This is a genomic window from Streptomyces sp. NPDC002742, from assembly GCF_042888885.1.
GTDB lineage: Bacteria > Actinomycetota > Actinomycetes > Streptomycetales > Streptomycetaceae > Streptomyces.
Window position 1 is genome coordinate 13,071 of sequence record NZ_JBIAQF010000050.1, and the last position, 17,524, is coordinate 30,594.

The following is a 17,524-nucleotide window of genomic DNA, read 5'->3' on the forward strand; positions in this document are numbered from 1 at the left end:
GCACAGGCCGCCGGCTCGAAATTTAGAGGGTCCGACAACTCCCTACTGGCGGCCCGGCCCGCGTCATCGACGGCGAGGACCGGATCACCGACCTCGGCGAAGGGACGGTCACCGAGGATTCGGTCGATGCGGAACGAGATGGTCATGGCGGTGATCTTCTCAGCGGCCAGAAGCTGCGTGAAGCCACGGACTTCAAGAAGCCGAACAGAAGGACTTGACGGGGAACGCGACGAACGCGGCGGCTGACACGCCTCCGCCCTGGCGGCCCACGTCCCGCAGTCGCGCCGCCCCCGTGGATGCGGGAGGTGTTCGAGGTGAACGGGCCCCTTCCCCCGGCCGCGTTCGCGTGGTCGGCGTTCGCGCAGAAGTTGGCAGGCGTCAGGGAGTCCTTCGACCGTGTCGCCGAGACATGTCCTTCGCGGGCTCGCCCGTCCGGGACACGGAGCCGCTGGGGATCCACGTCGCTGTGGCCGAGGCCGTCCGGAGCGACCTCGTGGCCCGCCTGCGCGTCGTCCGGCCGCTCTGCCCCGACCACCGCACCGGCACCCACCCGAAGGCGGTCTCGGACCGGGCGGTGTGGTGGTGCACGCCCGGGGCGCATGCGAGCGAACCGGTGTGCTGACGGCCGCCCGGCGGATCCGTACGAGCCTCAGGACATGCTGCCCCGGCACACCGTCCCCGGGGCCGGGGTGCGGCCCGTGCGGAGGTAGTGGTCGACCGTTTCCTTGACGCAGCGGTTCTGCGGATATGTGCCGTGGCCCTCCTCCTCGGCCGTCAGGAGGACGCCGACGCCGTCGCCCAGGGCGCGGGCCATGTGGCGGGCGCCGGGGTAGGGGGTGATCGGGTCGCCGGTGCCGCCGACCACCAGGACGGGGGCAGCGCCGTCGGCGTTCACCTGGAGCGTGGCGCGCTCGCCGTCGAACGGCCAGTCGTAGCAGAGGTAGACGCCGATGGACCAGGCCGCGCCGAAGACGGGTGAGGCGGCTTTGATACGGGCCTCGTCCCGGTCGAGGCGTTCGAAGCCCGGGCGCAGGCTGGAGTCCGCGCAGGTGATCGCGGTCAGGGCGGCGCGGCTGCTGTCGCGCGGGGTCGCCGCGCGGTAGGCGGAGCCGATGTCGTCCGCGCCCTTGCTCAGCGGACGGCCGTCGTTGTGGTCGATCAGCGCGGTGAGGGCCTTGGCGAGCGGCGCCCAGCCGTCCGTGCCGAGGCGGAGATGGTGGCCGACGGCGTACGCGAGGTCGTCGGCGTCGAGGGTCCTTCCGGCGCCGGCCGGGGCGGGCTTCTTCTCCAGGCGGTCGGCCAGGCGCGCCATGCGCCGCGCGGCCTCCTCGGGCCCGTCGCCGGTCGGGCAGTGGCGGATACGGGCCGCGCAGTGCGCGGCGAACCGGTCGAACGCCGCCTGGACCGCCTTGACCTGCGACACCTGCTTCTCGTCGAGGTCCTCGGTCGGATCGACGGACGCTTCGAGGACCAGCCGTCCGACGTGCGACGGGTACAGGTGGGCGTAGACCGCGCCGAGCGCCGTTCCGTACGAGACGCCGAAGTAGTGCAGCCGCTCGTCGCCGAGGAGGTAGCGCATCAGGTCGAGGTCGCGCGCGGTGTGCGAGGTGCCGATGTACGGGAGGAGCGCCCCGGAGTGCTCGGCGCAGGCCTCGGCCTCGTCGTGGCCGGTGTCGTCCGCGGTCTTCCCGCATCGCACGGGGATGGTCGCGCCGACGCCGCGCGGGTCGAAGGAGACCAGGTCGTAGCGGTCGAGGAGCGGCTCGTAGTCGTTGAGGAATTCGGGCAGTCCGCTCACGCCGGACACGCCGGGGCCGCCGAAGTTGAGGACGAGCGAGCCGATGCGCCGGGCGTTCGGGCCGGTGGCCTTGCGGCGGATCAGGGCGACGCCGATCGTCCTGCCTTCCGGTTTCCGGTAGTCGAGGGGGGCCTTCATGGTGGCGCAGTCGTAGCCCGTGCGCGCGGTGGGCGGCGAGGTGCAGTTGGACCAGTGGAGGTGCTGGCCGGTGGTGAGCGCGGTGGGCAGACCGGCGGGCGGGTTGTTCGCGGTGAACTCCGTACGCGGCTCCGCACTCCGGCCGCGAGCGTCGTGCTGGAACCAGGCGCTGACGGCCCCGATCGCGACGAGGACGACCACCGCGATGATGCGCACGCCGACCGAGAGGCCCGGTCTATGGCTTTGTATCGGATGTGCGTCACTCATCGAAATCCCCGCGCTCCCGCCCCTGGACGCCCGCTCCGTGCCCGTATCCGTGATCGTCCGATCGTCGAATGCGTGCAGGATACAAGCCGCCTCTGACAGCACAGCCGGACGCCTGGCGTGCGATGTCCGGGACGGCGGGCTCGTCACGGCCGGTCAGCCGGTGGCGCACGGGGACACGGCTCGACCGCCGGTGTGCGGGCGCCGCCCAGGAACCTCACCCGACTCCAGTCACTGGCCGACGCGAAGGGTGCGATCACGTGGGACCTGAGCGTCGACTCCTTCGAACCCATGCCGGCAAAGGTCCGCGTGCCCCGCATCGGGTCGGGCCGGCCGCGCGTCCATCGTCCCGGCGAACCCTCCGACTGGCCAGACAGGTACCGCCGGAGCCGCTGTTTGACATCCATAGGGCATCAAGCTCGCGGTCCGCTGTGAAGCCACTGTCCTGGTCGCGGCCATCAACGAGCGGCTGTGATCAGCACGCGTCGCTACAGCTCGTAGTCCCGGGCCAGCTCCTCCCAGTCAATGCCACGAAGGGCAAGATCGGCGTCCTCGCCCGCCGGTACCTGCGGTGCTGGCTGGAACCAGGCGACGACGAGGGTGGAGCCGTCCATTGACGGGTCGAGCGCCGCGGAGTCGAAGACACCGGCGCAAGCCACGGAAGGCAGCACCTCAACAGGACCGAAGGCGCCGGCGGTCTCGTCCGGGTACTCGCGGGAGGGCGGAACGAGATGGACCGGCGTGGAGGAAAACGCGCGTTCGGCCTGCCGCTGGAGCCAACTGACCTTCAGGTCGTTGATGCGCTTGCACGGGTACCCCTCCAGCATCCCCCCGTAGGTCGAAGACATCCGCAGCCCGGTGAGCCGGATCGTACGACCGGACAAGAGGACTATGTGACTCAGCGACATGCCGACACCCTATGCGCACGATTCGCTTCCGACACACGACCTAGTTCCCGGACGGGGTGCCGGAGGTACGGGACCCGGAGTGGCCCGGCTTCGACGGGGCCCATGTGGGCTTGGCCGTCGCCTCTGCCGGGTCGGGCTCGGCGAGGGTGAGTCCCCAGGAGTCGTGGTCCTCTCCTATGCGGGCCTCGATCTCCTTGATCTGGCCGCTCTTGGCGAAGTAGAGGACCACGACCTGCCGTACGGAGCCCTCGTCGTAGAAGTCCGCTGCCACGTCTCCCTTGGCGGCGGTGCCGAAGGCCCTGACCCAGTTGCGGGCCGTGGCCTCGGCGTGCGTGTCGTCGACGGCGAGCGCGGCCAGACCGTCGACGTCGCCGTCGGCGAGCCGCCACACGGTCTTCTGCACCGTCTCAAGACTTCCCGTGGAGGGATAGCCGACGACCCGCAGCGGTCGGTGATTGCTGTAGTCCGTCTGATACGCCAGGGACTCGTCGTCGGACGTGCAGCCCGTCAGGAGTCCGCCCGTGACGGCGGTGGCCAGTGCGAAGCGGGTGAGCGTCGTCTTCCGTGCCATGGTCAGGACCTCGCGTTCGGGCAGGGGGTGATGACCCGCTGGATGTAGTTGGGCTTGCCGCGGTACCGCGGGATGGCGGCCGCGAGGCTGCTCCTGTTCGAACTGTCGATCTGTCGAACTGGATCAGCTGGAGCCAGTGGCGCTCGCGCCCGGCGATGGCCACGTGGTTGTAGGCCCGTTCCTTCTTCCACTTGAAGAGCACGAGATCTCCCGGCTTGACGGAGAGGGCCGGGACGTACTTGGCCCCGCGGTAGCGGATCATGTGCCTCGGTGCGCTCGGACAGCGCCTCCACCCGCTTGCCGGAGCGCTTCGCCTCAGCGAGGGCGGGCGTGTTGACGTCGGGAGCGGAGAGTTTCCCGGCCGGGCCGTTCACGGCTGGTTTTGCCGCGCCGGCCGGCCAGGGCGTTGTCAGGACCACCCCGCTCAGCAGAGTCGGAGAGAGGGCGAGCGAGGCTGTGGTGCGGGGCCGGCGTCTGAGCGCGCGCGAGGTGACCCGTTCCCCCGGAACGGGCGGTGGTATGTGCATGGTGTGCATTCGACCCTTGGTCAGGTGGTCAGAGAGCGATGAAGAAGTCGTAAAGCTAATGCCTGGCTGGTGTGCACACATCACCGAGTGAGCGTTTTGATCCACTATGAGCCTGGATGGCGCGCGGTGGGCTTTGTCACGGAGAAGTGAGGGAACCTCAAGCTCCTTTTGGAGTTCGTCCCTTCGCTCCCGGCCGGGTGGCCGTGTTCACGGGTTGCGGGTTCTGGTACAGGTCTCGGGAAGTCGCCGCGGAGTGTCACCCCGGTGTTCGAGTGCGAGGGGACAGGCTCGCGTGAGACCGCAGACGCCTTACCACCCGGCAGCTGAAAATGACGCTCCATCAAGTTCCTGACCCACCACCGCTCCTGGCCGGCTCTGGACAGGCAGCCTCCGCCAACTTGAAGGCGTGGGCGCAGTCGCCTCCTCGAGACGCCGACCCGTTGCGGGTCAGCGGGCGGACCCCCCTGGACCTGCTCGGCGAATGTCCGCCCGCCGCAGCCCGGGCTGTCGAAGAGCAACCGCCGCACCGTCAGCTCGATCAGAGCAGGGCGCCCACCGACAGCGGCATCGGCCGGCGTGCGGCAACAGCGACCGTGCACCCGCGCAGAACCGCGACCGCAGTCCGACACGCCACCGTCGACTCACGTGTGCAGGCCGCTATGCGGACCACCCCGCGTGCCGCCCACACTCGTTCCACCCGCACCACATCAACGTGCGGAGACATGATCCGTACGAGGACGTCACACTCTCTGACGGTCCCGCTACCCGTGACGGAGCGTCACCGGCGCACGGTGGCGCACCCCGGCTTCACGGAAATCTCGCAGGCCCTGGTGAGTGCTCCGTCAAGTACGGGGATACGTGCACCAGCAGGGAGGTTGTGAGCCAGTCACGTCATCCCGCGGGCATGACGGTGGAAGGACGATGAACCTCCAGGACGACTGCGGTGCCGGCCACGGTTCTGTCCTCGTGCATGGTGATCCGCTGGCCGGGCTGGACGTTCGTCCAGTGGGCGGGAGAGAGGGGCACGAGGCGAACCGTGGCTCGCCCGCCAGGCTCCAGAACGGGCATGTTCTCAACCCAGAGTGCGGCGATGCTGACCGCACGTCCGCCGGTCGGCGAGAGGTGTCCGATGTCCCACATGGGCCGCAGAACACCGGCGCCGGAGATTGGCGTCGTGCGTCGCGCCTCGGCGGCAGGACGGAGCGTCAAATCCGCCCGGACCACGCCGTTGCGGATCTCGGAGCACCGCCAGTGGCACCAGGCCGCGCTCCGCTCGAGCCGGAGCTCCTCAGCCGCTTCGGCGAGCTTCTCCCACAATTCCAGAGGAAGAGAGCGAGTGTCCCCGAACTCCTCCAGCAGGCCCAGGGCGATCTCCCACTCGTCGTGGACGAGGTAGTCCCAGATGTCCCGCACCGTGATGTCGTTCTCGGTGGCGGTATCTTCCGGAACCAACAGGGAAGCTGATTCGAGCAGCTCAGGAACGTCCATGCGCTCATTGTCGACCACACGAACCATCAGGCCGCGTTCTCCTGGCCTCTCTCGATGGCAGCGAGCCGGAAGGCGCACAGGCCCCGCGTTCACCGGTGGGCGGCTCAGCGGGCCGCGCGCCCTGGTGACGGCAGGCACCGCCCGCCAGTCCAAGTGCGCGCCACCGCTGCGCTCTTCGACCGCGGCGACCTGCGTGAACCGTCCCGGCGACCGAACGTCGCCTGGCGTACCAGCACGGTCGGAACCCTCGTCAGCTCTGGAGGTTCCCATGGCACCGGCACAGCGAACAGCCCAGTCCTGTACGTACCCTGCGCCTGATGCGACATTGGAAGGCCCGCAGCAGCCGGATCCCACGGCGGCGGCGGGCCCTCACTCGCCGCAGAGAGGATCGACGGTGACCCCGGACCCCGACACGCTGTGGAGCCGCTGTGCCCGCCTGGGCCGTGTTCTGTTACCGATGGTGGATCAGGAACCCGGGAGGCGGGCCGAGCGCCACGAGAACCTGCGGATCTGGGACATCGACACGACGGTGGGCGAGCGGACGATCGAAGTGTTCACGGCACTGGCAGCTCATGCGGTCGCGGTTGACGCGGCCGTGCTGGCCGCCCAATTCGGTAGCCTGTCCGTGCGGAGCGTCGCCGAGGCGGCAACCGGCAAGCAGGACTTCGAACTGCTCGCCGGGCTGCCGGAAACCTTTGCCGACGGGCGAGACGAACAAGCCGTCAAACGCTTCCGCCTGTCCGCTTACGAGAGCGGACAGGCGAGCCGCCAGCTCTTCCAGCTGAGCAGAGAAGTACGCCACTCCCTGATCCTCCTCGCCGAGCGAGCGACGGCCCCGGCCCCTACATGCGGTGAGGTCCTCCGCCAGGCGGCCGACGTCGGACTGCCGCACTGACCACGATCGGCGCAGGGCGACCGCGCCGCGGAATACGGCGGCGACGTCACCCGGAGCAGCCGCGGCCGAGCGGATCCGCGGCAGCCTTGCCGGGGCCGTGATCCACACCGATCACGGAGCCCGATCCAGCTTCGCCGCGCTCATGGACTGCCGCCTGCCACAGGACCGGCAACCGGCAGTCCATGAGCGCGGTGGGGAGCAGCGCGGACAATGCGCTCGCGGAGTCGTTCAACGCGACCTGCAAGCGGGAAACGCCGCGGGGTGCCAAGGGCTGGACCAGCGAGCGCGAGGCTCACCTGGCGGTACTCCGGTGGCTACACCGCTGCAACACCCGGCGCCGTCACTCCCGTCTCGGACAACGCCGTCCCACCGCCTGCGAGCAGGCCCTCGCCACGGCATCAACCACCCTGGCCCCAGCCACATAACCCGTTTCCAGGATTCCGGGTGAAGGCCGGTTGGCGAGCCGTGGAGCCAGTCGTGTCACGCAGTGGTGCCGGGCTCAGCTCAGACCCGGCAGGCTGCGCAGTTCCCGGATCCGAAGGATCCGGGCAAAGACCAGGAACACAAGGACCAAGGCGATGCCGCCCGAAGTCAGCGAAACCGCCGGCGTCCAAGAGGCTGACACCACCAAGCCCTGACTGCAGGAGCGGGCGATGAACCACCCGGCACCCGCGGCCGCGGTGGCGGCCACGGTCAGCTTTGCGTAGGTGCGACAGATACGCCGACCGTCCAGCAGCCCCTGCGTGCGTCGCCGCAGGCGCAAGGCGGTCAGCACCAGGCCGATCGCGTAGGACAGGGCGTACGCGGCGGCCATCCCCGTGACCGCCCAGCGCGGGGGCAACAGGAGATGGCAGCCGATGGCGAGAGCGATATTGATGCCGCTGATCCACAGAGCCATCCGGAACGGCGTGCGGGTGTCCTCGAAGGCGTAGAAGCCGCGCAGCAGGAGGTACTGGGCGGAGAACGGGATCAGTCCCAGGCCGAACGCTTGCAGCATGTGGCCCAGGGGGACGGTGCCGACGGCGTCGGCGGCGCCGTGGGCGAACAGCAGCCGAGCGATCTGAGGACCGAAGGCGAGGAAGAAGAAGGCAGCCGGGACGATGATGACACCACTGACCCGCAGCGCGCGGGACAGCTCGACGCGCAGGTCGTCGAGACGATGCTCGGTCACTGCCCGGCTCATGCGCGGGAGCAGGGCGGTCACGAGGGAGACCGTGACGATCGACTGGGGCAGCATCCAGATCTGCTGGGCGTAGCTGTAGGCGGTGTAGCCGACGCCGGCCTGCGGCAGGACCGCGTCGGCAGCGGAGGCCAACCTCGTGACCACTGTGCCGGCCACGAGGTTGGCGAGCACGAACAGCAGGGTCCAGCGGGCGGCGTTCACAGTCTTGCGCAGACCGGTTCCTCGCCAGTCGAAGCGCGGCCGGAACCTGAAACCGGCCGCGAGGGCGTAGGGGATCAAGGCGAGCGCCTGCAGGGCCAGAGCGAGTGTGGTCCCGACACCGAGCAGTCTGACCTGGGCGTCATTGATGTCCGAGACCTGATCCGGAGCGGTCATCAGGCCGAGGTAGAGGCCGAACATGGAGATCAGGACAAGGTTGTTGAGGACCGGGGTCCACATCATCGCGCCGAACCGGTTCCGGGCATTGAGGACTTGGCCGAAGATGCTGAACACGCCGTAGAAGAAGATCTGCGGGAGCAGGAAGCGGGCGAAGACCACGGTCAGCTCGAACGCGTCGTGCGTGGACGGTGTGTCCCGTTGATAGACGCTGATGATCGCAGGAGCGGCCCACGTGGCGAGCGCGGTCCCCACACCGAGGACGCAAAACACCAGGGTGACCAGGCGCTGCTCAAAGGCGGCGCCGCCGTCGGGATCCTCCGCGCGGGCCCGAACCAGTTGGGGAACCAGGACAGAGTTGAGCGCGCCGCCGATCAGCAGGAAGTACAGGCTGGTCGGCACCGTGTTCGCCTGGTTGTAAGTGGTGGCCAGCAGCCCCGTGCCCAGCGCGGCGGCCTGCAGCACCTGCCGTATCAGTCCGGTGGCACGCGAGACCACCGTTCCCGCCGCCATCAGCGCGGACGAACGCAGCAGTCCGCCCCCGCTCTTCGGCTCCTTCGGGGCCGCGTGCCTCCGTCTTGCGGACCGTTCTAACCGCTCGGGCGACGTCTCATCGATCATGGGCACAATCTACGATCCTCTCCTTCACCCGCCTGAAGGAGCCTCGGAAGTAGCGGCCCATGGACACCCCCGAGGGCGCCGTTCGGCCAAGTAGCACTGTGAGTCGTGCCATTGGGCGCTCCAGTTGGAACCGTGACGGCACGGTGACCGCTCCGCCTGCGACCTCCAGCGCCCCGAGCCCTCCGCACTGGCGTTGCAAGCCGCCAAGAACAGCCTCGACCCGCACTACAGCCTCAAACCCGAGTGTCCTGCCCGACTTCAGTCCGGCACGCGGGAAGGGAGCGCCCCGACTCGCCGGGTCAGGCGCGGGCGAAAACCTCCTCGGGGACATCGTCGATGACGAATCCGTTGTCGAGCCGGACGCGGACCGTGACGCGGAGCATCCGCCGCTGGTAAGCGGCCCAGTGCTCTTCCAAGGCCCCGACCTGCTCCTCCAGTTGTGTTCTGCTCGCGGACGGCATCTGATGGCCGAAGTCGTCGAGGAGCGACTTGAGGCGCAGGTACTCACTGACCTCGTGGCTCTGCTGCCGATGGTGCTCGTCCACACGCTCGACAGTGCCCTCGATGCCTGCTGCCAAGGCCAGAGAGGCAGCGAAGGCGCCAGACTCCTCCGGAGGCTCCCCATCCGGGGTCACCGACCCGGCCAACCGGAGATCCGCCGCCAGCCGCACCCGTTGGCCCACATTCAGCGTCATCGATCCTTCGTCTTCCTCGTCGGTCACCGGCGATCCGGTTGACGTGGCGTCGCCAGGCATACCGGAGAGAACAGGATCATCCCACCCTCACGCCCGTTCCCGGCACGATCGAAGCCCTCGCCGACCCTCGCCTGCGCAACGGATCTCTCTGACGAGCAGTGGTCCATGCTGGAGCCGTTGGCATCGGCGCGATGGTATGACGACCGCCGGTTGGCTGCCGGAAACTGATCGACGGGATCCGCTGGCGCGTGCCGACCGTGTTCCGGGGCTTCAAGCTCCTGCGCAAACGGGTGCTGCTTGCCTTCTGACCTCGCTGTCGGTGGCCAGTGCGACGATCTCCGGGCAGCCGCGCGAGGAGAGACATGGGCACCTGGGACATCGGCCCCTTCGAAAACGACACCGCCGCCGACTTCGGAGGTGACCTGGACGATGCAACGTCGGAAGAACGCGAATCCATGATCCGCGGCGCACTCAAACGCGCCGCCGAACCTGCGGACCACCTGGATACCTCCGACGGCGAGCGAGCAGCGGCCGCGGCTGCCTGGTCCCCGCCCAGCGCCCCAACGGCGAGCCGGCGTGTTCGAACTACGGCCCATCAAAGCCGCTACCGGAGTTGCCGCAGCCCTTCGAACGCTCGCCGTCCACGCTCTGGACCAAGTGGTCTCCGGTCTGTCCGAACGCGCCGAGCTGTGGGCCGAAGCTGCAAACGGCTCGAAGTGGCGCAGGGCATTGCCCGCCTTCGTGACGTCCTTGCCCCTGATCCCGCCACAAGAGGAGGTCCTCTTCGAGATCTAACCGGTTACCTACAGTCATGGGTCACAGAACCTGAGATTTGAAGGCGGTGGGGGACTTGGCGGGCCGGAGGGTGTCCGACACCCCCGCTGCGGCCCGCGCCCACGACAGCGGGAACAATGCGCTGCCATGGAGACAGGTCTGCTGGTGGTCGTGATGGTGGCCGCGACGTTCGCCACCGCGGCGCTGTCGGCGGTGGCCGGGTTCGGCGGCGGGGTGCTCCTGCTGCCGGTGTTCGTCGCCGTCCTCGGCACCCGGGACGCGGTCGCGGTCCTGACCGTCGCCCAGCTGGCCAGCAATGGCAGCAGGGTGTGGTTCAACCGGGCCGAGGTCGACCGGCGCCTGGTCGGCATCTTCGCTATCGGCGCCGTCCCGGCCGCTGCCGCCGGGGCTGTGCTGTTCGCCACCGCTCCGCTGCCCGCGCTCACGCGCGTCATCGGCGTGTTCCTGCTGGTCATGGTCGTCTGGCGGCGCTGGAAGCCGCACGCGGCCCGGCTCGACGACCGCGCGTTCGCCGCCGTCGGCGCCGCCTCCGGGTTCGGCTCCGCGCTCGTCGGCTCGGTCGGCCCGATGGTGGCCCCGTCCTTCCTCGCCCGGGGCCTGCTGCGCGGGGCCTACATCGGCACCGAGGCCGCCTCCGCGGTAGTGATGCACCTGACCAAGCTCTTTGTCTTCGGCGTCGCTGCCGTGCTGACCGCCACCAGCGCTGCCATCGGCCTCGCCCTCGCCCCGGCCAGCGCGGCCGGGGCCTGGGTGGGCAAGAAGATCGTCGACCGGCTGCCGGCCCACGTCTTCGTCCTCATCATCGAGGCGGGCCTGATCGCCTCCGGCCTCCTGCTGGCCATCACCGGCGGATGACAGACTTCCAGTGACGTCATTTCTCGGTTCTGGCACAGATCTTGGGGAGCGGTCGCGGAGCGTCAGTGGTTCGGGTCACCCGGGGGTGAGATTCCGCCAGGCGACCCGACCACTGAACACCGGCTTCTACAGGGGCTTGTCCCGGAGCCACGTCAGGACCTGGTCTGCGTGTTCGCTCGGGGGGAAGATCGGATAGAAGACGTGCTCGATCACGCCGTCGCGGATGATCAGAGTTAGCCGCTTGTAGAGCGTCAGCCTGCTTGTCTCGAACGTGGGTAGATCAAGTTCCTGGGCCAGGTTCCGTGCAGGATCGGAGAGCATCTGGAACGGCAGGTGGAGCCGCTCGACGACCTCACGCTGGTAGTCGGTCTCCTGGCTGGAGAGGCCGAACACGCCGTCTGCGCCGGCGGCGAGAAGATCCTGGTAGTGATCGCGGAAGCCGCATGCCTCGGGAGTGCAGCCGCGCGCCCCGGGAATCGAGTCCCAGCCGTCGGGCAGGTCGACGCCCGGTCGTCCGGTGAGCGGGTAGATGTAGATCACCGTGCGGCCCGCGCCGAGCGCGTCGAGGCGGACGGCTGTGCCGCCGGTGCCCTGGAGTTCCAGGTGCGGCACCTTCGTGCCGAGCAGATGAGCAGCCGCGCCGTCGTCCTCGGGGACGGGCAGGTCGGCGAGCACGCTCGTGTAATCAGTCATCAGGTCTCCTCCTTCGTTGGCCGGTGAGAGACGGCTGCCGCGGTGGGCGGCCTGTTGCAGGTGCGCGACCAGTACCGCCCGGCGGGCGGTGAGTCGCTCGATCCGCTGAGTGAGCTCGTCGATCGCGTCCCGGTAACCGGCCAGCGAGGCCGGGCAGTCGTCGGCGTGCTGGTGGCCGGCCGTGAGGCACTCCAGGAACGGGCGAGTGCGCTCAACCGGGATTCCGAGACTGCCGAGCGCCCGGATCTCCTGCGTGAGTCGTACGTCGTGCTCGTTGTAGTCCCGGTAGCCGTTGGCCAGCCGCCCGGGCGTGAGCAAGCCCAGCGATTCGTAGTAACGAACCGCTTTCGTCGTCACGCCCGCCCGCCGGGCCAGCTCACTGATCTGCATGCCTCTCACCTCGAAGAACGCTAAACCTTGCCCGTGAGGGTAAGGTCAAGCCGCCGCGAGGATGTTCCCCCTCTGAGCGTGCTCTGCCACCGGAATCTCAATCCGGCGGATCAGAATCAGGTACTACTGGAGCAGGATCATCTTGCGGAGTAGTGCGAATCCGGCTCGTCCATAGAGCTGCTTCTTGATCTTCTTGATGCGGTTCACGGCGCCTTCGGTGCCGCCGGAGCTCCATTCCAGGCTGAGTCCGGCCGTCACGGCATCGAGGTCGCGAAGCAGGCGGAGCGCGAAGCTGGTGAGGCCGGGCAGTTGGCTGGCGTCGACGGCGTTGATCCAGGTGGGGAGCGTGGCGCCGAGGGGGCCGGTGAGTATCTCGCCGAAGTCGCGGATGTGCCCTGCTGAGGTGCCCAGTTCGGGGCAACGGGCCAGGACGTCCTTCAGCCCGGCCCGGTCTTCCTCGCTCAGGGACGACCAGAGCGTGCACGGCCTTCTTGCGCTCGGCTCGCCGGCCGGCCGGATCCGGCCGGGAAGGAGTCGGGTTGTGCTGCGACGGGCCAGTAGTTGACGGAGCGCGCAGACAGTCCCGGTGAGCGGCGACACAGGTCTCCACGGCCCGGCCGAGGCCCTGCCACAGATGGAACCGGTCTGCGACCTAGAGAGCGTCGGGGGCACCGAGTCGTGCCTCCTCGGCGTAGGCGCCCGCCCGGTCCCGGCAGATGATCTCCACGCCGGGGTGGGCGGTCGACCACTCGGCCAGCGGCACCGCTTCGCGTGTCGGGAGCACATCGACCACATGATGGGCTTCTTGGCAGGTCAAGACGGTGGAGTAGGTCTGGCCCCGGCGGATCGTGAAGTCGTCCACCCCCAGCACTCGCAGCGTGCCGACCTGTGGGTCGGGCAGCGCCATGACCCTACGCAGCAAGGCCATCCTCCCCGCGCCGAAGCCGAGTTGGGCGGCTAGCCGGGCACCGGCCCGTCCGGCGAGCGCGAGTCCGACCCGTTCCAGGATGTGGTTGAGCCGCGTGGTGAACCGCGCGCACGGGGCGGTCAACTGGGCGAACGGCTCGGCGAACGTGCGGCGCGGGCAGTCCTCCGATCCGCAGATGAAACGCCGGACCGTCAGCGTGATCACGACGCTCTGCCCGCCGAGCGGGAGGTCCTTCAACCTGCGCTGATAGCAGTCGTGGACCCGGTTCGAGAAGCCACCGCAGTCCGGACATGCTGCCCCTGTCGCGCGGCCTCTCGCCATCACATCAACCGTGCCGAAGGCAACGGTCACCGCCTCGACATCCACGTCGTCGATCCCGCCGAACACCAGCGAATCCCAGAATGCTGCATCGGCCTGCATAACCAGCACCGTCACCGACCACAGCCGACCGCGGCGGAGACAAAGAGATATCTGACGGAGCGTCATCCCCGCTTGTCGGGCGGTAGGCGTACGCGGTCTCACGGGAACTCGCCTCGCGCAATCGAACATCGGGGTGACGCTCCGCGAACGCTCCCCAAGATTTGTGCCAGAACTCATTTCTCGCGAACATCCATGGCGCTGCCAACCGCCAACTGCCTCCCGAAGCGGTGGACAAACGCTGCTGCTTGAAGTGAACGAAGCCAGTCTGGCAGAGATCCGCCGTCAACGCGGCCCAGATTACGCCGCATACCGGGCGCCACAACACGGGGGCGTTTCCGGCGCCGCAGCCCTGGTAACCCGGGTCGGACTGGACCAGTTCGAAGGAGACGGCCAAGTGCGGGACGGTGGAAGCCATGCCGGCTTGCGACGGCACCCCAGCCGCCACAAGCCGGCACCCCATTCGAGTCGGTCGGCGGTCTAGCAGGTCTTGCGCACGTAGCCGCTGCTGCCCGCCGGTTTGACGTCCACGTCGCGCTGGACGATGCTCAGCGTGCTGCCCCACCCGTTGCAGGCCTTCGACCTGCCGGAGTTGGTGTACTCGATCACTATCACGTTGTTACCGAAGGCGCTGGTGTAGTCGCCGCACTCGTCGTACTGGCCGCACTCCTCGGCCACGGCGAAGTCCAGACCGTTGGCGGTGTGGTTGATAGCCAGCTCGGGCGTGTTCTTCTGGCCGATGGCCAGACCGTCCGTGTGAGCACGGGCGGAGAGCAGCTTGATGAACGCCTGCGCGTTGCCGGCCGTCAGGCGATTCCCGGAACGGGTGTAGCTGTCGAAGTTGTCGGGCTCGATCGCCTGGAAGCCCTTGGCCTTGCAACTGTCGATGAGGCTTCCGATCTTGCTCGCGATCCGCTGCCGTTTGCCGTCGGTGCTGACGTCGAGGAAGGCCTCGCCCCAGTCCTCGTCGTAAACGACCTTGCCGGACGAGTCGCGCAGCAGGAGGTCGGAGTCCCACTCGCTCTCGGCACCCGGCTGCGCCTGGAAGGCGTTGATGTAGCAGATGTTGTACAGGCCTGCCGCCGGGGAGGCAGCGTTGTCCCGGGTGACGACCTTCACCCCGGCCGGCGGGGTGTAGGCACCGCCGATCTGATAGTCGAAGCCGACGTGTGCGGGCGGCAGGGGCACGGCTGCGGCCTGCGCGGAGACCGCCGGGACGACCAGGGCACCGACCAGCGTGGCCACGCCGACAGCGGTAGCCATGAGCTTGCGGGAAGGGGGACTGAAACGGCTCATATGGATGAGCTCCCAGGGGGAAGAGGGCACGTCCCCGCCTCGGACGCGTAAGGACGTCCTGGCGACTCGGGCCGGGCTCGCGGCGCGAGGCCTGCATACCGGCTGGGCGTGTCTCTGAACACGGAGCACGGCTCCGGTGCTGTCCCGGAGTAAAGCGACTGCCCGCAAAGATGTCAACGCCGGAACTCCGCACCGACGGATTCTCGCCTTCCGTCGCTCGCGGTGGCTCGACCGAAACCTCGGCCCTCGCCGCCGCCGAGCCGTCGCCGCCACCATGTCTCCCTGCGACACGGGTCCACGGGGTTGAGATGCCGATCACCGAGGTCGTCGCCGCGGTGATCGACGGCCCTACCAATGTCCCAAACGTGGCCGCCGCGCTCATGTCCCGGACGGCGAAGCCCGAGCAGCAGTAAGACCGTGCTTGAGACCTGGCCAGCCCAGGTTGTGTCGACGCGATTGCCGTGCCCACTGTTGGCAGAGGCGGCCTCGGAAGGTCACAAGTCAGCTGAAGCCCAGTTCGGTGAAGGCACAACCCCCGCGTTCGGCATAGGGCAATGCCTGCCGGGATACGAGCCTCGGAGTCTGCCGGAAATACTGATGGAAGCCGGAGGCTCGGAACTTCAACTCGAACGCGTGGCCTTCGATGTGCCAGAGCGGACAGTGTGCAAAGTTCGGGCGGGCATCGTCCGCCACCAGCCGGTGCACCCTGTCGACCTCCAAGTCCACGGCACAGCCCTTGAAGTCGAGGTCGCCCTCAAGGTCGAAGACATCTTCGAAGACGAGTGTTGCCGGAGAGACCCAGAACGAAAAGTAGGTTGCGGGCGGGACCGGGTGGACCCAGCGGACGATGTAGTCGAGGTCGAGGAGAAGACGCGGCAGGATGTCGCTGGCCGGCTGGACGGACAAGCCGTGGATGGTGGCGTCATGCCACCCCATGTCTTCGAAATCTGCGTCGCTCCAGGTGCTCTTGGAGAGACCTGATTCCTCGTGACTACCGTTGCCCATGTCCGCATCCAACCAGACACCGCAGCGGAAGCAGTCACAGGCCCGGCGCGGACGAGAGTGGACGGGAGCCTGGTCGTGAGGCCGGCCCGACCCAACCACACCGTCCAGACACGCGCACTTCACGCCTACCTCCGCTGGGGCGGCCGAAGACAGGCAGCCGCTGCCTAAAACTGCCCGCACCCCGCCGGCGGCCACGCACTACGGTGGGATACATGTCCGAGCTCTCCGTGCGGGATTTCTACGACGATCTGGCCCACGACTACCACCTGATGTTCCGGGACTGGGACGCGAGCATGGCCTACCAGGCCGGAGTATTGGGCGGCCTCCTGCGCCAATCTCTCGGCGCGGGACCACACACCGTCCTGGACTGCTCGTGCGGGATCGGCACCCAGGCCATCGGCCTGGCCCTGGCCGGGCACCAAGTAATCGGCAGCGACCTGAGCCCGGTCGCCGCCGCGCGCGCCGCCGCCGAGGCGGCGGCCCGGGACAGCCGACTTCCGGCCGCAGCGGCCGACATGCGCCAACTGCCTTTCAAAGAAACATCATTCGACGTCGTCCTCTGCGCGGACAACTCGCTCACGCACCTGCTCTCCGGGCAAGATCTCCGGGCGGCACTCCTCGGCATGAGACGGGTACTCCGAGACGACGGACTGTTGATGATCACTGTCCGGGCCTATGACGAGACGCGCCAGACCAGACCCACGTCGACACCTCCCCAGGTCACGGAAACACACGACGGCCAAGTGATCACTTTCCAGCTGTGGCACTGGCACGAAGACGGCGAACGCTACGACCTGGAGCACTTCCAGCTCATCCCCTCAAAGAACACCTGGCAGGTCCGAGTCCGCCGGACCATCCACTGGGCGCTGACGCCCCCGCAGCTGACAGAGTTCGTGACTGAAGCCGGCTTCACCAACGTCGCCTGGCACAGTCCGGCCTCCAGCGGGTACTACCAGCCCGTGCTCACCGCACAGCGCGCTCCCTCAGCGCAGTAGTCCAGACATCGGTTCCGCCCTGCCCAACTCTCCGTTCATCCATGGCAAACCGGTGAACGTTGCCGGTCACAGCACGAAGTTCGCCGTGTTCCTCGCTACCCCGCGATCCCGGAGGGGCCTGCGATCATCATCCGCATGGTGTGCGACGTGTGCGGTTGCGAGTTGTCTGGTGGTCTTGATCCGCTTCCAACGAATCCGGCAGGCGGAACGTGGGTGACGTGCGGCCACTGCCTCGCGACCGCCATCGTCATGGAGTCCGGTGAGGTGCTGCGTCCGCCGTATCAACGCACTACAGACCGGTGGTGTGCTGCGGTTGACGAGTCCAGCACCCCAGAGGTCGAGCACGCCGTCGTGACGTCGGTGACGCTGTGTGGTGTGAACATCGAGCGGGAAGACCTGACCGGCTACGGGTACTCGTGGTCCCCGCTGAGGGCGACGGCCTGCACGACGTGCCGGTCAGTCGCCTCCGACGTGGATGAGCGATGGCCCGCCGGCCACCGTGGCCGCCTCGTTAGCGACGCTGAGGGCGACCGCTGAACCTGCTCATGACTGCGAGGCAGGTCGGTGCCCTTGCCAGGTCCGCGAAAACACACCCTGAACGCAGAAAACCCCCGTGACCGGTTTCCCGGTACGGGGGTTTCTGTAATATTTGTTCGGCGGCGTCCTACTCTCCCACAGGGTCCCCCC

The 17,524-nt window shown here is 68.2% G+C and carries 17 protein-coding genes and 1 pseudogene; 7 read left to right on the forward strand and 11 right to left on the reverse strand.

Annotated features, from left to right (window positions below; translation table 11 throughout):
- The first annotated feature begins 409 nt into the window (after window positions 1-409).
- Window positions 410-622: a hypothetical protein gene (locus ACFYW8_RS43335; RefSeq protein WP_389093107.1), complete on the forward strand. Its 213-nt coding sequence runs from the start codon at window positions 410-412 to the stop codon at window positions 620-622.
- 27 nt (window positions 623-649) lie between these two features.
- On the opposite strand, the gene ACFYW8_RS43340 is transcribed toward ACFYW8_RS43335, so the two are convergent.
- The 4 genes from ACFYW8_RS43340 to ACFYW8_RS43355 form a co-directional block, all read right to left on the reverse strand.
- Complete coding sequence (locus ACFYW8_RS43340) at window positions 650-2,152, reverse strand: alpha/beta hydrolase (RefSeq protein ID WP_389093111.1); 1,503 nt, start codon at window positions 2,150-2,152, stop codon at window positions 650-652.
- A gap of 536 nt (window positions 2,153-2,688) precedes the next feature.
- The gene (locus tag ACFYW8_RS43345; protein ID WP_389093115.1) at window positions 2,689-3,108 is read right to left on the reverse strand and encodes a hypothetical protein; all 420 of its coding nucleotides are present in this window, start codon (window positions 3,106-3,108) and stop codon (window positions 2,689-2,691) included.
- A gap of 40 nt (window positions 3,109-3,148) precedes the next feature.
- Window positions 3,149-3,679: a hypothetical protein gene (locus ACFYW8_RS43350; protein WP_389093119.1), complete on the reverse strand. Its 531-nt coding sequence runs from the start codon at window positions 3,677-3,679 to the stop codon at window positions 3,149-3,151.
- Window positions 3,680-5,097: 1,418 nt separating this feature from the next.
- A complete protein-coding gene (locus tag ACFYW8_RS43355; protein ID WP_365881217.1) occupies window positions 5,098-5,694 on the reverse strand; it encodes a hypothetical protein in 597 nt (198 codons plus the stop codon).
- Between the two features lie 394 nt (window positions 5,695-6,088).
- On the opposite strand from ACFYW8_RS43355, the gene ACFYW8_RS43360 reads away from it, so the two are divergent.
- On the forward strand, window positions 6,089-6,589 hold the full coding sequence (locus ACFYW8_RS43360; protein WP_389093125.1) for a hypothetical protein: 501 nt from the start codon (window positions 6,089-6,091) through the stop codon (window positions 6,587-6,589).
- A gap of 182 nt (window positions 6,590-6,771) precedes the next feature.
- Window positions 6,772-7,014, forward strand: a complete 243-nt coding sequence (locus ACFYW8_RS43365) for an integrase core domain-containing protein (RefSeq protein ID WP_389093130.1) — start codon at window positions 6,772-6,774, stop codon at window positions 7,012-7,014.
- 74 nt (window positions 7,015-7,088) lie between these two features.
- Here the strand turns inward: ACFYW8_RS43365 and murJ are convergent, their stop codons facing one another.
- Window positions 7,089-8,768 (reverse strand): murein biosynthesis integral membrane protein MurJ, encoded by a 1,680-nt coding sequence (gene murJ / locus ACFYW8_RS43370; RefSeq protein WP_389093134.1) that lies wholly within the window; start codon window positions 8,766-8,768, stop codon window positions 7,089-7,091.
- Between the two features lie 299 nt (window positions 8,769-9,067).
- Window positions 9,068-9,490: a hypothetical protein gene (locus tag ACFYW8_RS43375; RefSeq protein ID WP_389093138.1), complete on the reverse strand. Its 423-nt coding sequence runs from the start codon at window positions 9,488-9,490 to the stop codon at window positions 9,068-9,070.
- Window positions 9,491-9,825: 335 nt separating this feature from the next.
- Between ACFYW8_RS43375 and ACFYW8_RS43380 the strand changes: the two are divergent.
- From ACFYW8_RS43380 to ACFYW8_RS43390, 3 genes and pseudogenes are all read left to right on the forward strand, one after another.
- A pseudogene (locus ACFYW8_RS43380) lies at window positions 9,826-9,993 on the forward strand (DUF4259 domain-containing protein); the annotation flags it as partial.
- A 127-nt stretch (window positions 9,994-10,120) separates the two neighbouring features.
- Window positions 10,121-10,258, forward strand: coding sequence for a hypothetical protein (locus ACFYW8_RS43385; RefSeq protein ID WP_365881236.1), 138 nt, complete (start codon window positions 10,121-10,123; stop codon window positions 10,256-10,258).
- Window positions 10,259-10,384: 126 nt separating this feature from the next.
- Window positions 10,385-11,113, forward strand: a complete 729-nt coding sequence (locus tag ACFYW8_RS43390) for a TSUP family transporter (protein ID WP_389093143.1) — start codon at window positions 10,385-10,387, stop codon at window positions 11,111-11,113.
- A 126-nt stretch (window positions 11,114-11,239) separates the two neighbouring features.
- Here ACFYW8_RS43390 and ACFYW8_RS43395 read toward each other — a convergent pair whose 3' ends face one another.
- The 5 genes from ACFYW8_RS43395 to ACFYW8_RS43415 all read right to left on the reverse strand — a co-directional run bounded on the left by ACFYW8_RS43395 (window position 11,240) and on the right by ACFYW8_RS43415 (window position 15,842).
- Window positions 11,240-12,196 (reverse strand): redoxin family protein, encoded by a 957-nt coding sequence (locus tag ACFYW8_RS43395; RefSeq protein ID WP_389093148.1) that lies wholly within the window; start codon window positions 12,194-12,196, stop codon window positions 11,240-11,242.
- Window positions 12,197-12,319: 123 nt separating this feature from the next.
- On the reverse strand, window positions 12,320-12,796 hold the full coding sequence (locus ACFYW8_RS43400; protein ID WP_389093152.1) for a transposase: 477 nt from the start codon (window positions 12,794-12,796) through the stop codon (window positions 12,320-12,322).
- Window positions 12,797-12,848: 52 nt separating this feature from the next.
- Window positions 12,849-13,559 (reverse strand): transposase family protein, encoded by a 711-nt coding sequence (locus ACFYW8_RS43405; protein WP_389093155.1) that lies wholly within the window; start codon window positions 13,557-13,559, stop codon window positions 12,849-12,851.
- A 462-nt stretch (window positions 13,560-14,021) separates the two neighbouring features.
- The gene (locus tag ACFYW8_RS43410; protein ID WP_389093159.1) at window positions 14,022-14,837 is read right to left on the reverse strand and encodes an endo alpha-1,4 polygalactosaminidase; all 816 of its coding nucleotides are present in this window, start codon (window positions 14,835-14,837) and stop codon (window positions 14,022-14,024) included.
- A gap of 501 nt (window positions 14,838-15,338) precedes the next feature.
- On the reverse strand, window positions 15,339-15,842 hold the full coding sequence (locus tag ACFYW8_RS43415) for a hypothetical protein (RefSeq protein ID WP_389093164.1): 504 nt from the start codon (window positions 15,840-15,842) through the stop codon (window positions 15,339-15,341).
- A 212-nt stretch (window positions 15,843-16,054) separates the two neighbouring features.
- On the opposite strand from ACFYW8_RS43415, the gene ACFYW8_RS43420 reads away from it, so the two are divergent.
- Window positions 16,055-16,837, forward strand: a complete 783-nt coding sequence (locus tag ACFYW8_RS43420) for a class I SAM-dependent methyltransferase (RefSeq protein WP_389093167.1) — start codon at window positions 16,055-16,057, stop codon at window positions 16,835-16,837.
- Window positions 16,838-17,524 lie beyond the last annotated feature (687 nt).